General features: G+C 58.4%; 15 protein-coding genes. 10 read left to right on the plus strand and 5 right to left on the minus strand.

What is annotated here, in order from left to right; translation table 11 throughout:
- Window positions 1-4: 4 nt before the first annotated feature.
- Genes ispE through Q0Y21_RS12240 form a run of 3 tightly spaced genes read right to left on the minus strand, consistent with a single transcriptional unit; the run spans window position 5 to window position 3263 of the window.
- Window positions 5-895 carry a 4-(cytidine 5'-diphospho)-2-C-methyl-D-erythritol kinase gene (gene ispE / locus Q0Y21_RS12230; protein WP_297795767.1) on the minus strand — a complete coding sequence of 297 codons (891 nt, stop codon included), beginning with the start codon at window positions 893-895 and terminating at the stop codon, window positions 5-7.
- The gene (lolB, locus tag Q0Y21_RS12235) at window positions 865-1464 is read right to left on the minus strand and encodes a lipoprotein insertase outer membrane protein LolB (protein WP_366517687.1); all 600 of its coding nucleotides are present in this window, start codon (window positions 1462-1464) and stop codon (window positions 865-867) included. Before lolB ends, ispE begins: the two co-directional genes overlap by 31 nt.
- A 44-nt stretch (window positions 1465-1508) precedes the next feature.
- A complete protein-coding gene (locus Q0Y21_RS12240) occupies window positions 1509-3263 on the minus strand; it encodes a tetratricopeptide repeat protein (RefSeq protein WP_297795772.1) in 1755 nt (584 codons plus the stop codon).
- A gap of 221 nt (window positions 3264-3484) precedes the next feature.
- Here Q0Y21_RS12240 and hemA point away from each other — a divergent pair, with 221 nt between their 5' ends.
- The 4 genes from hemA to Q0Y21_RS12260 are packed head-to-tail and all read left to right on the plus strand — an operon-like array spanning window position 3485 to window position 7474.
- Window positions 3485-4771 (plus strand): glutamyl-tRNA reductase, encoded by a 1287-nt coding sequence (hemA, locus tag Q0Y21_RS12245; protein ID WP_297795775.1) that lies wholly within the window; start codon window positions 3485-3487, stop codon window positions 4769-4771.
- Window positions 4768-5853, plus strand: a complete 1086-nt coding sequence (gene prfA / locus Q0Y21_RS12250; RefSeq protein ID WP_297795778.1) for a peptide chain release factor 1 — start codon at window positions 4768-4770, stop codon at window positions 5851-5853. The genes hemA and prfA overlap by 4 nt, the downstream gene beginning before the upstream one ends.
- On the plus strand, window positions 5846-6688 hold the full coding sequence (gene prmC, locus Q0Y21_RS12255) for a peptide chain release factor N(5)-glutamine methyltransferase (protein WP_297795781.1): 843 nt from the start codon (window positions 5846-5848) through the stop codon (window positions 6686-6688). Before prfA ends, prmC begins: the two co-directional genes overlap by 8 nt.
- A 36-nt stretch (window positions 6689-6724) precedes the next feature.
- On the plus strand, window positions 6725-7474 hold the full coding sequence (locus Q0Y21_RS12260; protein WP_297795784.1) for a molybdopterin-synthase adenylyltransferase MoeB: 750 nt from the start codon (window positions 6725-6727) through the stop codon (window positions 7472-7474).
- 151 nt (window positions 7475-7625) lie between these two features.
- Here Q0Y21_RS12260 and phrB read toward each other — a convergent pair whose 3' ends face one another.
- Window positions 7626-9026 (minus strand): deoxyribodipyrimidine photo-lyase, encoded by a 1401-nt coding sequence (phrB, locus tag Q0Y21_RS12265; RefSeq protein WP_297795787.1) that lies wholly within the window; start codon window positions 9024-9026, stop codon window positions 7626-7628.
- Window positions 9027-9175: 149 nt separating this feature from the next.
- Between phrB and Q0Y21_RS12270 the strand changes: the two genes are divergently transcribed.
- From Q0Y21_RS12270 to Q0Y21_RS12290, 5 genes are read left to right on the plus strand one after another with little or no spacing between them, the layout of a single operon-like run.
- A complete protein-coding gene (locus tag Q0Y21_RS12270) occupies window positions 9176-9994 on the plus strand; it encodes a hypothetical protein (RefSeq protein WP_297795789.1) in 819 nt (272 codons plus the stop codon).
- Window positions 9995-10025: 31 nt separating this feature from the next.
- Entirely contained in the window at window positions 10026-10913 is an 888-nt protein-coding gene (locus tag Q0Y21_RS12275; protein ID WP_297795792.1) for a mechanosensitive ion channel family protein, read from the plus strand.
- Window positions 10894-11391 carry an ATP-dependent zinc protease gene (locus Q0Y21_RS12280; RefSeq protein WP_297795795.1) on the plus strand — a complete coding sequence of 166 codons (498 nt, stop codon included), beginning with the start codon at window positions 10894-10896 and terminating at the stop codon, window positions 11389-11391. The genes Q0Y21_RS12275 and Q0Y21_RS12280 overlap by 20 nt, the downstream gene beginning before the upstream one ends.
- Entirely contained in the window at window positions 11388-12293 is a 906-nt protein-coding gene (gene rimK, locus Q0Y21_RS12285; protein WP_297795796.1) for a 30S ribosomal protein S6--L-glutamate ligase, read from the plus strand. Before Q0Y21_RS12280 ends, rimK begins: the two co-directional genes overlap by 4 nt.
- Before the next feature lies 1 nt (window position 12294).
- Entirely contained in the window at window positions 12295-13359 is a 1065-nt protein-coding gene (locus tag Q0Y21_RS12290; protein WP_297795799.1) for a M14 family metallopeptidase, read from the plus strand.
- Window positions 13360-13394: 35 nt separating this feature from the next.
- On the opposite strand, the gene Q0Y21_RS12295 is transcribed toward Q0Y21_RS12290, so the two are convergent.
- Window positions 13395-14516, minus strand: coding sequence for an HD domain-containing phosphohydrolase (locus tag Q0Y21_RS12295; protein WP_297795801.1), 1122 nt, complete (start codon window positions 14514-14516; stop codon window positions 13395-13397).
- 115 nt (window positions 14517-14631) lie between these two features.
- Here Q0Y21_RS12295 and Q0Y21_RS12300 point away from each other — a divergent pair, with 115 nt between their 5' ends.
- On the plus strand, window positions 14632-15057 hold the full coding sequence (locus Q0Y21_RS12300) for a secondary thiamine-phosphate synthase enzyme YjbQ (RefSeq protein ID WP_297795804.1): 426 nt from the start codon (window positions 14632-14634) through the stop codon (window positions 15055-15057).
- The last annotated feature ends 20 nt before the right edge of the window (window positions 15058-15077 follow it).

Consider the following 15077-nt stretch of genomic DNA (forward strand, 5'->3'; position numbering starts at 1 on the left):
GGCATCATTTTAGCTCTGTCAGCTTTGTGTGAAGCGGTGACACGTTCACCCCTTGAGCGACGAACCCCGTGATGCCGGAGGGTTTGCTTTCCCAGATAATCCGGGCTGCGGATTCTGTCGGGAAACGTCCAAAAATGCAAGCCCCGGTTCCGGTTAATCTTGCAGGTCCGAATTGTGAAAGCCATTCCAGGCTCTGATTAACCTCTGGATACAGTTTGCGAACTACATCCTCACAGTCGTTTCGGTACCTCGAGGCGTCTCCCTCAAAAGCGGGCGCTATTTTGATTCTAGGGGTGTTCCTTGTCAACCCTTGCTCGGAAAAAATCTTTCGTGTGTTTATATCGCAGGCGGGTTTAAGAACCAAAAACCAGTCTTCGGGTGGGTTGGCCGGGGTCAGTTTTTCACCCACACCTTCGCCCCAGGCGGCGTGACCGCGAACAAATACCGGTACGTCCGCGCCCAGTTGCAGGCCCAGTTCGGCGAGGTGGTCGAGCGTCAGCCCCAGTTGCCAGTAATGGTTGAGGCCCAGCAGCACGGTGGCTGCATTGGAGCTGCCACCGCCAAGGCCGCCGCCCATGGGCAGGCGTTTGTCCACGGACAGGGTGATGCCAGGCAGCTTCTCGTCCCGCGTGCCGGCCAGCAGGCGTGCGGCCCGGAGGATCAGGTTGTCGTCATCTGCGACGCCGGGTATTGAAGGCTCAAGGTGGATGTCATGATCGCCATCCCTCGCTGGCCGGAAGGTAATGTCGTCGCCGTAGTCGAGGAACTGGAACAGCGTCTGCAGCTCGTGATAACCGTCTGGCCTGCGCCCCACAATATGCAGGCAAAGATTGAGCTTCGCAGGGGAGGGAAGGGTAAAGGCGTTCACCGGGTCGGATCCGTTGTCTCGTTCCATTGGACGACAACCACTCTGACTCGCTTGTCTTCCTTTACTGCGGTTATGCGTGCTGGCAGTGGGGGGTACCCAGCTATAAACGGTTGCCAGCGGTCGTAGCGGATTTCCCAGCCCTGTTGGCGAATCATGGCCAGTTGGTTTTCGTCGTTAAACAGCAGGCGGAAATCGCCGTCGGGTCCGGGCAGTCCGCGAATCCACCACACCAGGCTGTTGAGTGGAAGCTGCCAGCCCGTGGCCGCCGCAATCAGGGCTTCCGGGTCCCCTGAGCGATAGGTCTCGCCATCGGGCAGGGTCAGCGAGATAAAACCGGGCACGCCCTGTAGGCTGGTTCGGCCCATGCCTAGGAAGGATGACGACAACTCCAGGTCATAGGCGTCCCGTTTCTGGATCCAGTGGTTGATAATGGCTGTGCCGCTGTCGGAAGGCTGTTTCACGGCGAGTTTGCCGCTCAACTCCCAGGAATGGAAAGCTTTAAGGCGCTCGCTACGCTCGCTCCAGTCGGCAGGCGGTTGGTCGGTGAGGCCCTCTGGCAGAGGTTCCAGCTGAATGGAGGTGCAGGCACCGAGCATCAGGGCGCAAGCGCCTGCCAGCAAGAGTTTTGGGCTGGGCAAATTCAAGGGGCCTGTTCTCCTGTCAGCCGTTCGATGGTTTCAATGAGAATGGGGTGGTCCGGGTCTGCGTCTATGCCTTCCTTCCAGATGACTCTTGCCTGGTTTCGGGCACCGGTGGCCCACAGGACCTCGCCATAGTGTGCGGACACTTCCGGGTCAGGGTAGGCGGCCCAGGCTTTCGACAGGTAAGCCAGCGCCTCCTGCTGTTGTCCCTGGAGGTAGAGCACCCAGCCCATACTGTCCAGGATTGCGGGGTTCTCAGGATCCAGGGCCAGGGCACGCTCTATGTACGTTCGTGCTTCATCCAGGCGGTCGCGGTGGGAGGTGAGAATGTAGCCCAAGGCGTTCAGGGCCACGGCATTCTCCGGGTCCTCTTCGACAATCTGTCGCAGGTCCTCTTCTGCCTGCTGTGTCGAGCCCGTGCCATCGAACAGCATGGCGCGAGCGTAGCGAATCCGGATGTTGTTCGGGAATGACTGCAGCGCCTCGGTGGCCGCGTCCAGGGCGGCTTTTTCCTCTCCCTGGTCGATCAGCAGGTTCACTTCCAGCAGCCAGAAGTTTTCTGCCTGATTCGGGTTGGCCTCGCGCAGATTGCGGATGTCGGTCAACGCTGTATCCAGTTCGCCCTGTTCGGCGAGGAGGGCGCTGGCCCTGGCCAGGGCGGGAAAATAATAGTTGCCTTCCTCTACGCTGCGATAATAACCGATAGCCTGCTCAGGGTTATTCTCTTCGTCCGCTATCCGGCCGAGGTAGTAATGGGCTTCATTGGTATGGTGTCCCTGCTGGACCAGGCGGGTAAGGTCCTGCCTGGCCAGGTCGGTCTGGCCATTTTCCAGGGCGACCAGGGCGTGGGACAGGCGCAGCCCCGGGGTGTTGGGAAAGCGCCGCATCAGTCGGTCGAATTCATCCTGGGCGGCCTGGAGCTCTCCTTCGCCAATCAACATGCGACCGTAAAGGGTGCCCATCTGACGGTTGGTCGGGAAGCGGCGGGTATTCACCAGCAAATAATCCAGGGCTTCACGGCGTTTGCCTAACTGGTATAGCAGATCGCCCTTGAGGACGATGGCGGGCTGGAACGTCGGATTATCTTCCAGGAGCGCGTCGATTCTTTCCAGGGCCTCGTTGGATTTGCCGGTTACCTTGAGAAGCAGGGCCGTGCTGTAATTGAGTTCCGGTGTTTCCGGGTGACGTTCGGCCATTTTTTTATAGAGGCCGAGCAATTCCTGTTGCTGCTCGGGTGGCAGGTTGCCGGCCATAGCAGCAAGGCTGTCGAAGTCGGCGTCGCCGCCCAGGTCCATGATCCGTTCCATATGGTTCAGGGCGGATTGCAGGTCGTTGCTTCTGACCGCCTGGATGGCTGAAACCCGGTGTGCCTGAAGGTTGTCCGGGTCTACTTCCAGCAACAGGCTGGCGAGCTGTTGCTGGGCGTTGTCACCGTTAAGGGACTGTGCGATGCGCATGGCCCGCTCAATGACTGCTTTGTCACGGGATTGTTTGGCGGCATTCAGGTAATTCACCAGGGTCACGTCATAGCGGCCCCGCTGGGCGGCGATCTCGGCAGACAACAGCAGGTAGAGTACTTCCGGCTCGAAATCGGCGTACTGGATTTCGCCTTCCCCGGAACTGGTCGGGGTATCCCCGGTGGATGCCTGTTCTCCGGTATCGGCTGAGTCGTCCGGTGTTCCGGTCAGTGAGGCACAGCCAGTGAGTGACAGCCCAAGAAGGCAGGAAAGCAACAACGGTGCGGATCTATGCATGCAACATCCCGTATTCTGTATACAACGCATCTGGAACGGCCACCCCTAAGTGGGTATGTGACCATGCAGTGCCGAGGCTCTATGATGGCACAAGCATCTGATATTGCCCAACCTGTCAGCACTTCCCGAACTCTCTTGGGTTTTGGGTGGCGACTGGGGCGGCTGGTCGGTAAAATGTCGTCAATAGTCCGTACTCTGGCATAAGGTCACGCAAACCCGAAATGGCTCTGGTTACGCTGGGAATCAATCATCGCACCGCACCGGTCGAGCTGCGCGAGCGCGTCGCGTTCACGCCTGAGCGTATGGCGGAGGCTTTTGCCGAACTGCGTGCAATGTGCGGTGCCAGCGAGGCGGCGATCCTGTCTACCTGCAACCGTACCGAACTGTACATCGCCGGCGACGACAGCTGTGCGCCGGTGGTGCTGCGTTGGCTGGCCGGGTTCCATGACCTGGACGCCGCCGAACTGGAAGAGGTGCTTTACCTCCACCGCGACGGCGATGCCGTGCGCCATATGATGCGGGTTGCTGCCGGCCTTGATTCCATGGTGCTGGGTGAGCCGCAGATACTGGGGCAGTTAAAGGATGCGTATGCGCTCTCCCGGGAGCACGGCGCCACCGGCACCTTCCTCTCGCGCCTTTTCGAGCATACCTTTTCCGTGGCCAAGCGGGTGCGCACCCAGACTGCCATTGGGGAGAACCCGGTATCGGTGGCCTACGCCGCAGTGAACATGGCGCATCATATCTTTGCGGATATGTCTCGCAACAAGGCGTTGCTGATTGGTGCCGGCAAGACCATTGAGCTTGTTGCCCGCCATCTTGCCGATGCCGGGGTAAAGGATTTCCTGGTTGCCAACCGTACACTGGAACGTGCCCAGGCACTGGCCGAGTCCCGGGGCGGCAAGGGCATCCTTCTGTCTGATATCCCGGAGCACCTGCAGGATGTGGACATTGTCATTTCGTCCACGGCCAGTCCGCTGCCCATTCTGGGCAAGGGCGCTGTCGAGCGGGCCCTGAAAAAGCGCAAGCATCGGCCCTATTTCATGGTGGATATTGCCGTACCCAGGGATATTGAGCCGGAAGTGGCTTCCCTGGCGGATGTCTACCTGTACACTGTGGACGATCTGCGCCAGGTGATTGAAGAGAACATCCGTTCCCGCGAGGGTGCCGCCCGGGAAGCGGAAAACCTGGTGACCGATGGTGTTCAGGATTTTCTGAGCCAGTTACGGGCACTGGATGCGGTATCCACGCTTAAACAGTTCCGGCAGCGCGCCGAGACCCTGCGTGATACCGAAACCGAGAAAGCGTTACGGGCCCTGCGCAACGGTGGTGACCCTGAAACCGTGTTGCGAAGTCTTGCCCGTGGCCTCACCAATAAATTCCTCCACGAACCCTCCATTCAGGTTCGCAAGGCAACAACCGAAGGTCGCAGTGAAGTGACCGAGTGGCTGAGGGAACTGCATCAACTTGATGCCCAGGACGACGACGCCACGACCCCGGAAAAACTATGAAAGCATCTATCCAGAACCGCCTCGAGCAATTGTCAGATCGCTTCGAGGAAGTCAGTGCGTTACTGAGCGATTCCAGTGTTATTTCCAATCAGGACAAATTCCGCGACCTTTCCCGGGAGTTTGCCGAGATCGAGCCGATTGTTCATTGCTTCCAGGCCTGGAAGAGTTCCCTGGCTGATATTGAGGAGGCCCGTGAGCTGGCTCGTGATGGTGATGCCGACATGCGGGAGATGGCCGAGGAAGAACTGACGCTGGCCGAGGGAAAAGCCGATGAGCTGGATGAAGAACTCCAGCGCCTGATGTTGCCGAAAGACCCCAACGACGGCAAGAACGTGTTTCTTGAAATTCGTGCCGGGACGGGGGGCGATGAAGCCGCCATTTTTGCCGGGGACCTTTTCCGCATGTACCTGCGCTACGCTGAGCGCCATCGCTGGCAAGTGGAAGTGATCAGTGAAAATGAGGGTGAGCACGGCGGCTATAAGGAAATGATTGCCCGGGTAGTAGGGGCTGGTGTGTATGGCGCCCTGAAATTCGAATCCGGGGCGCACCGTGTTCAGCGGGTACCGGAAACCGAGTCCCAGGGGCGCATCCATACCTCGGCCTGTACCGTGGCGGTGATACCTGAGGCGGACGAAGCGGAGGCGATCGAGATCAACAAGGCAGACCTGCGGGTGGACACCTTTCGTGCCTCCGGGGCCGGTGGTCAGCACGTTAACAAGACCGATTCAGCCATTCGCCTCACTCACCTGCCAACGGGAATCGTGGTGGAGTGCCAGGAAGAGCGTTCCCAGCACAAGAACCGCGCCAAGGCGATGAGCCTGCTGGCATCGCGACTGCAGAATGCCGAAACCGAGCGTCAGCAAAAATCGATGGCCGAAACCCGCAAGAGCCTGGTGGGCAGTGGCGACCGGTCCGAGCGTATTCGCACCTACAACTTCCCCCAGGGACGGGTGACTGATCACCGCATCAACCTGACGTTGTACAAGCTGGATGAAGTCATCTCCGGCGATCTCGATTCAGTGGTGGTTCCGCTACAACAGGAACACCAGGCTGAATTGCTTGCGTCCCTCTCCGATGAGTGAGTCATCGCTTACTTGTGATGCCCTTCTGCGAAAAGGGACCATTACAATTGCGGGGGAGTCTCCGCGGCTGGATGCCGAGTTGTTGCTCAGCTATGTCACCGGGCTGTCCCGCACCAGTTTCCGGGCCTGGCCGGAACGGCAGGTCACGGCCTCCGAGGCGAAGCGCTTCGAGGCGCTGGTCCAGCAACGTGCCAGCGGACATCCGGTAGCCCATCTTCTTGGCGAGCAGGAATTCTGGTCCCTTCCTTTAAAGGTGAATGTCTCTACCCTGATTCCCCGTCCGGACACTGAGTGTTTGGTGGAAGCGGCGTTGGGGTTGCCCCTGCCGGATAACGCCCGGGTACTGGATCTGGGCACGGGCACCGGTGCTATTGCTTTGGCGCTGGCCAGCGAACGTCGCGGCTGGCGAGTGTTGGCCTGTGATGCGGTGGCATCGGCTGTAGAGCTCGCCTCTGAAAATGCCCGACGCCTGGATTTGCCGGTCACGATGGTGTTGAGCCATTGGTTTGATAATCTGCCGGCAGGACGTTTTGATCTGATTGTTTCCAATCCGCCGTACATTGCCAGTGGCGATCATCATCTGGGCGAGGGCGATGTGCGGTTTGAACCTGCGTCCGCGTTGGTCGCCGGCGAGGATGGTCTTGATGATATCCGGACGATCGTGGCAAGCAGCACGGAGTGGCTGAACGCCGGTGGCTGGCTGATGGTTGAACACGGTTTCGATCAGGGCGATGCCGTTCGCGAATTGTTTTTGCAAGCGGGATTGGTTGTTGTGGAGACCCGCCGGGATTACGGCGACCGGGACCGGTTGACGCTCGGGCAATGGCCGGGCTGAATAGTCAGGGTAGTGGATTTCAAATGGAGGTGGGCGATGCTCAGTGATGACGAGCTGATGCGGTACAGCCGGCAGATTCTGATGCCGACGTTCGATATCGCTGGTCAGGAGAGGCTGAAGTCGGCTCGTGTGCTGGTGGTGGGCGCCGGTGGTCTGGGATGTCCGGTGGCGCTCTATCTGGGTGCGGCCGGGGTCGGTCATCTCTCTTTGGTGGATGATGATGCCATCGAAGTGGCCAACCTTCAGCGCCAGATTGCGTTCAGTCAGGATCAGTTGGGCGATGCCAAGGCCGAGAGCCTGGCGTACCGGGTGCGCCGGATCAATCCGCTGGTGTCGGTGGAAGCCATCGACCACCGTCTGGAGGGCGATGGGCTGGTTCGTCAGGTGGGTGAAGCGAGTCTGGTGGTGGATTGCACGGATAACTTCAATACCCGTTTTGCCCTCAACCGGGCCTGTGTCGCGGCAAAGGTGCCGCTGGTGTCCGGCGCGGCGATTCGCGGCGAGGGGCAGTTGTCGGTCTATGATTCCCGTGATCCTGAGAGTCCCTGTTACCACTGTCTGTATCCGGAGCAGGGGAATGAGGATCTGTCCTGTTCGGAGGCTGGCGTTATCGGGCCCTTGGTGGGGATGATCGGGGCCAGTCAGGCGATGGAGGCAGTGAAGGTGATTTCCGGGGTTGGTCGTCCTTTGGTGGGGCGGTTGTTGATTCTGGATGCCTGGCGGATGGAGTGGCGGGAGATGAAGTTGGCGCGGGATCCTGGTTGTCCCGTGTGTTCCGGCCTCTAGCCCTCAGGTTTTGGAGTGGGGCGTAGCCGGCAGCTAGCCACTATCCAAAACACGCCGTGAATACGTCCTTGTAGGCTCCGCTCCGCCATCCATGGCTCCGCAGGGTTTTGGATAGTGGCTAGCAGCCGGCTACTCTCGACCTCGGTGCAAGTCAGTCTTTCAATGCCTGAAACTTCGCAATGGCTTCCTTTCTACTTTCCTTCAGATCCACTATCGCCCGCGGATAGCCTTTCGGAATAACACCACCCTTAGAGGGATCATGGATGTGTTTGTCATCCAGCTTCCGCAGTTCCGGCACCCATTCACGGATAAATTCGCCCTTCGGATCAAAACGCTCGCTCTGGGTCACCGGGTTGAAGACCCGGAAGTAGGGGGCGGCGTCGGTGCCGGTTGAGGCGCTCCATTGCCAGCCGCCGTTGTTGGAGGCCAGGAATCCGTCGACCAGTCTGGACATGAAGTAGGCTTCGCCGAGGCGCCAGTCGATGAACAGGTTTTTGGTCAGGAACATGGCGGTGATCATGCGCAGGCGGTTGTGCATCCGGCCGGTCTGGTTGAGCTGGCGCATGGCGGCGTCGACGATGGGGATGCCGGTCTGGCCGGTTTTCCAGGCTTCGAAGTGTTCCCCCGGGGTGTTCCAGGCGAGGCGTTCGGTTTCGGGTTTGAATGCGCGGTGCATGCTGACTCGTGGGTAGTGGTAGAGGATGTGGATGTAGAAGTCGCGCCAGGCTATTTCGTTGATCCAGGTGGTCAGGCCTTCCTGGCTGCCTGCTTCGCCCTGGGCCTGGCGGGCGGCGATCAGGCACTGGCGCCCGGACAATACGCCGTTGGCGAGGTATGGGGATAGCTGGCTGGTGCCGTCGATGGCGGGGAGGTCCCGTTGTTCCCTGTACTTGCCTGCCGTTTCCCGGAGGAAGGTTTCCAGCTGGTCGTGGGCGGCGTTCTCGCCCGTGTCCACCAGGGCCGGTGGCGCGTTATCAAAGCCTGCCGGAACAGATTCGAGTTGCCGGGGTTGAACCGCATCGCCCTGCGGGGCAGGAACCGGGAAAACCGTCGGCTGGGTTTCTTCGATCCAGGTGCGCCAGCGGCGGGAGAAGGGGGTGAAAACCGAATAGGGTTCCTGCTGTTGGGTCAGGATGGCGCCAACAGGGGCCACGGTCTGGTCCCGGTACTTGTTTGCTTTGATGTCACACGCGGAGAGCTGTTCCCGGACGGTCTTGTCCCGCCGGCGTTCGTTGATGCCGTATTCCTCATTGAAGTGTACGGCAGTGATATTCTGCTCGCGGCAGTAACGGGTCAGCAATTCGCTGCTGTCGCTGAAATGATGGGCTTCGAGGAAAATCAGGGGGATGCCGAGTTTCGCAAGGTCCCTGGCCAGGGCGTTGGCGTGGGCGATGACGAATTGTACCCGGGCAGGGGACCAGTCGTGTTCCTGCCACTGTTGCGGTGTCATTATAAAACAGGCTTTAACGGGGCCCCCGGCCTTGCAGGCTGCGGTCAGGGCCGGGTTGTCGGCCAGGCGGAGGTCGTTACGGAACCAGACGAGTTGGGTCATCAAACTTCCTGTTGAGGGTGGCTGGCAGAGCGGGTAAGGGTAATTACCACCGCGCTGGATGAGTAAATATCATTATCAGGATATTCGCTGGAAGGCATTGATTGGATTATAGTTAAAACTGTTTTACTTCCAGAACATTCAGGATGCTGATGGCCGATAATAAAGAAGAATCCGCGCAGCTGCGTGATGGGGCCTGGGCTCACCCCTATACCCTGAAATCAGGGCAGACCCAGTGTCATGAACTCAGCCAGACGCGCCTCTGGGTTACGCGACTTGATCTTGAGTGGCAGATTCGGTCGGAGACCGTAAAAGCGGACGCCGACCCCATGCGCTGGACCGAACAGATCAGTCACGTGCTGCCGGGCACTGAGGTTCCCCTGCAGCGTTTCGTGAAGCCGGATGACAGTAATGAGGTGGTCTTTCTTCCCGCGTTGGCGAATCTTCCCACCGTCATCCGCCCCTATCAGCCGCTGACAATCCCCGCGGGTGGCGAGTGCATGATCTATGTCGGTACGGTGGTGTGGATGCAGGTTTGTGTTGGTCCTCAGCGCACGCTACTGGCGGAACTGGCGTTGTCAGAGCCTTCGCAGACCTGGGTTGGGAGAAATACCATGGAAGGGGAGCTGTGCTATTCAGCGCCCAGCTTTGCCCGTCTGGTTCTGGAAGCGGTGCCCAAGCGTCCCTGGCGGGCTATTACACCGGTAAAAATCGTGAATCGCCGTACCGAACCATTGTTGCTGGAGCGCTTCAGCTTGCCGACGCCTTTGTTATCACTGCATCAGAACGAGCGGGGGCAGCTCTGGACGCCCGCCGTAACGGTCGTCTGTGAAACCGAAATGAATTCCGCCAGCCTGAACGTGGAACACGCAGTGATCAAGGCCGCCGGCACCTGCAAGCTGGTGTCGCCAGCGCGTGAGAAGGGCGGCCGCGGACGACTGGTGCGAACCTTCGACAGGATGTTCGGATGAGCGTGCGAGAGCCGATAATGGAGACAGTAGTTTGATCGAGGAATTGGAAAGCAGTCTTCAGCAAGTAGCCAGTAGTTTGCCCTGGATGCAGTGGCTCAGCGCCGCATTCCTGCTGATTCTGGGGATTTTTCTGGGATCCCTGGCGGCACGGAGCGTTTCCCGGGTCATGCAGGCAAGGGCATCGCTACACCACACGGTCATGATTCGCCGTCTGGTGTTCTATATTGTCGTCGCCGTATTTGCCATGGCGGCGCTCCGGGAGGCCGGGTTCTCACTGGATGTCGTTCTGGGGGCTGCGGGTATCCTGACGGTGGCCATTGGTTTTGCTTCCCAGACCTCCGCGTCGAACATGATCAGTGGGCTTTTCCTGTTGGTGGAGCGGCCCTTTGAAATCGGCGATTTTATTGAAGTGGATGCCACGCTGGGGGAGGTTGTCGGCATTGATATGCTCAGTGTGAAGTTGAGGACTACCGATAATCTGTATGTGCGGATTCCCAACGAAACCCTGATCAAGACGCAGGTGGTGAATCGTTCCCGGTTCCCGATTCGCCGTCTCGACCTGTCGGTCGGTATTGCCTACGCTGAAGATGTGGCAAAGGTTGAAGCGCTGCTGCTGGAATTGGCCGAGCGCAATCCGGCCTGTCTGGAGGAGCCTCGACCGTTTGTCCTGGTTACGTCATTTGGACCGTCCTCTGTTGACCTGCAGTTTTCGTTCTGGGTACCGAATGACCGGGTACTGGAAAGCCGCAGTAGCATGATGGTGGAAATCAAGAAGACACTGGATCGGAAAGGAATCGAGATTCCGTTTCCCCATACCAGTATTTATGCCGGAAGCCATTCCGCCCCCTTCCGGGTGGAACTGTTGCGACCGGAGAGATCGACCCAAAAGGAACTGCCGGATGCCGACGAAAACGGATAAGCCCGCAAAAACTGCCACGTACCCCATGCTTGAGGACAGGATCAATCTTGGCTGGCGGGAGTGGGTGGCGTTGCCTGATCTGGATATTGCCCGGCTCAAGGTGAAAGTGGACACGGGAGCACGTACCTCCTGCCTGCATACGTTTCGCACCGAGCCCTACACCGAAAATGGTGAGCGTCGGGTGCGTTTCTGGGTGCACCCGGTCCAGAACAACCTTCATCACGTAGTGGAATGTGATGCGGCCGTTCTGGATGAACGTACGGTGTCGGATTCCGGTGGCCACCGCGAACTGCGCCTGGTGATCAATACCCGAGTGGTCCTTGGTGATACGATCTGGCCCGTGGAAATGACCTTAACCAACCGGGATTCCATGCGGTTCCGGATGTTGCTGGGGCGCACCGCCATGTCCGGACGTTCCGTTGTATATCCTGAAGCTTCCTATCTTGCCGGTGAACCGGCCCTAAGGACGATCAAATGAAGATAGCGATTCTGTCGCGCAACCGTCACCTCTACTCCACTCGCCGTCTGGTCGAGGAGGGGATCAACCGGGGGCATGAAGTGCGGGTGATCGACTGCCTTCACTGCTCCATGAACATCACATCGTCGAAGCCCCAGATTCACTACCATGAAGAGGTGCTGGAGGATTTTGATGTGGCGATACCGCGAATTGGTGCGTCTGTCACCTTCTATGGCACGGCGGTATTGCGGCAGTTTGAAATGATGGGCGTCTTCCCCGTGAACGAGTCTGTGGCCATCACCCGGTCCCGGGACAAACTGCGCTCGCTCCAGTTGCTGGCCCGCAAGGGCGTGGGCATGCCGGTGACCGGTTTTGCCAATAAGCCGGACAACGTACCCGAATTGCTGAAAATGGTGGGCGGCGCGCCGGTAGTGATAAAGCTGCTACAGGGTACTCAGGGCATTGGCGTGGTGCTGGCGGAAACTCGCAAGGCTGCGGAGAGTGTGATTGAGGCTTTCATGGGCCTTAAGGCGGATATTCTGGTGCAGGAGTTCATCAAGGAAGCTGGCGGTGCCGACATCCGCTGTTTCGTTATTGGTGACAAGGTCATTGCGGCTATGAAGCGTCAGGGCGCGGAAGGGGAGTTCCGTTCCAATCTGCATCGTGGCGGCACCGCCTCTCTGATTCGCATTACGCCGGAAGAGCGTCGCACCGCGATCACTGCCGCCAAGGCCATGGGCCTGAATGTGGCAGGCGTGGACCTGTTGCGATCCAGTCGTGGCCCCCTGGTGATGGAGGTGAACTCGTCACCGGGGCTGGAAGGTATCGAGAATGCCACCGGTAAGAACGTCGCGGGCATGATTGTTAACTGGATTGAGAAAAACCAGAAACCCTGGAAAACCCGTACCAAAGGGAGAGGCTGAGATGGCCAGAGCGCCATTTGTCATCGCCGGTACCGAAATCAAGGCTGGTACCCGTCAAACCGTGGAAGTGCCGGTTGCCAAGCTGTACACCCATACGCCGCTGCATATTCCGGTGGAGGTGATTCACGGTCGTCGGGACGGGCCGGTGTTGATGGTCTGCGGTGCTATCCACGGGGATGAAATCAACGGTGTGGAGATTGTCCGCCGGGTACTGACCAACTCGGCACTGCGGCACCTGCGCGGTACCCTGCTGGCGGTGCCCATCGTTAATATTTTCGGGTTCGTGCAGCGTACCCGCTATCTGCCTGACCGGCGCGACCTGAACCGGTGCTTCCCGGGCAGTGAGACGGGTTCCTTGGGGGGACGTATTGCTTACCTGCTGCGTACCCAGATCATGGAAAATGTCACTCATATCATCGATCTGCACACCGGGGCGATTCATCGGTTTAACCTGCCGCAGATCCGTGCTGAGCTGAAGCATCCGGAAACCATCCGCATGGCGGAAGCGTTCGGCGCACCCATCATCATCAACGCCAGTCTGCGCGATGGCAGCTTGCGTGCTTACGCGGATTCACTGGATATTCCGGTAGTGACCTATGAGGGTGGAGAAGCCCTGAGGTTTGATAATGTGGTGATCACCAGTGGCGTGAAAGGGGTCATCCGGGTGATGCGGGAGCTGGAAATGGTGCCCGCCAAGAAAGGTCCGAAAGCCCCCAGGAAGCGCTCCGAAACTGCGGCCAACTCCCTATGGGTGCGTGCGGATATTGATGGCATCATGCGCCCCGTGGCCCATCTTGGCCAGAAAGTCCGCAAGGGACAGAAACTGGCGATGGTGGCGGATCCGTTTGGTGAAACCGAGGCGGCAGTGCTGTCGCCGGTGTCTGGTATCGTAATCTGCGTGAACAACCTGCCGCTGGTGAATGAAGGCGAGGCCATCTATCACATTGCCCGTTTTGATGAGCTGGGCGAGGCTGAAAAAGCGATGAACTATTTCCGCAGCTCCTATGAGGCGGACGTGGGTGAGGCGGTGGTGCCAGTCCATCCGTGGGATGACCAGCAGAAGTAATCCGCGCGACATCCAGGAAGCTGTGCGACGGTCTGTTACTGATCTGTGTCCTGAAATGTCTCGCGGATTTCCAGCACCTCATCGAGGTTGTCCATCAACGCATTGGCACAATCCGGATCAATTCGCTGGCCGGAAAGAGCCCTGATTTCGTCCAGCGATTCCTCAACCGTCCATGCTTCCTTGTAAGGTCGACGGCTGGTCAGGGCATCGAAAATATCCGCCACGGTGACAATTCTGGCTTCCAGGGGAATGGCCTTGCCCGCTAACCCATCCGGATAACCGGTGCCATCAAAGGCTTCGTGGTGGTGGGCAATGATGTTCAACAGCATTGTGGTGTGCTGAATGTCTCCCATGCGGTAGTTTCGGAGCAGCTTTTCTGCCATGGCCTTACCTTTGGAGGTGTGAGTTTTCATAACCTCAAACTCCGCCGCTGTCAGCTTCCCGGGCTTGAACAGGATGCTATCCGGGATGGCGACTTTGCCGATATCGTGGAGCGGCGCGAACAGGTAGACATATTCGGGAAACTGGTCATCGGTTGCGCTGGTGGAGACGACGTGGCGTGCGATGATTCTGGCGTAACGGGACATGCGCTGGAGATGAGCACCGGTTTCCGGGTCCCGCGAATAAGTCAGATCCAGTGCAGATTGAACGGTGGAGAGGAGGGTTCGAACCAGGCTGAAAGAGTTGAATATCAGCAGCGCTATCAGATCTGCCACCAGATTCAGCTGACTGATGCAGGCAGGATCGAACGCATTTTCATGCTCGGTGTTGAAGAAGATGAAGCCGAGTAACTCGTCATCAAAGAACAATGGCAGTGTATAGCTCCCTCGGTATCCGGCCTGATAAATCTTCTGGGCATGAATGTGAGGGCTGTTTCTGAATACAGACAAGTCCTGTTCAAGTCTTGCGTCTCTGCTCTCGGCCAGCTGCTTAAGCGAGCGGCATTTGGACAAAGTTGACTGATAATGGTTGAGCGGTGTTTCCTTGCCGCTGTAGGTAAAGGTTCTGACCTTGTCGGTGGCCTTGTCGTATAACGCTATCGATACTCGCGTTATCTGTGGATGCAGATCCCGGACAACCTGATGTAGATGCACCAGCTTCTCGGCGAGGGAATCAGACTGATTGAGAGTGATTAATACATCATTCCGGCTGCGCATAGTTGGGTCGTAACGCCAAGGTTGGAGTTTGTCTCCAAGCATAGCCAATACTGACGCAGAGCGTTAGGCTAAAAGCAGAGTTTGTTGACGACCACACATATAGGTGAACAGATAGATGATCTGGGACCAGAAATTTATCGAACTGGCGCCTCTTCCACGAGGATTCCACCTGGTGACTAACGAAATTGTTGCCCAGGCACCGGATCTCACGAATTGTCAGGTTGGGCTGCTGCATCTGTTTATTCAGCATAGTTCCGCGTCATTGGCGATAAACGAGAATGCGGATCCGGACGTGCGGGGGGATTTGGAGCGGCATTTCAATGTGCTGGCTCCGGAAGGCGCTGACTACTATCAGCACACCGCTGAGGGTGCCGATGATATGCCCGCCCATATAAAAAGCGTGTTGATTGGCCACTCGCTGACAATCCCGGTTTCGGATGGCCATCTTGCCCTGGGAACCTGGCAGGGAATCTATCTGTGCGAGCACCGGGACCATGCCGGAAGCCGCCGTATTGTGGCGACGTTGCAGGGTCGGTGGTAAGGGGCTGGCAGACCCCCTTG

Source organism: uncultured Marinobacter sp. (assembly GCF_947259545.1).
GTDB lineage: Bacteria > Pseudomonadota > Gammaproteobacteria > Pseudomonadales > Oleiphilaceae > Marinobacter.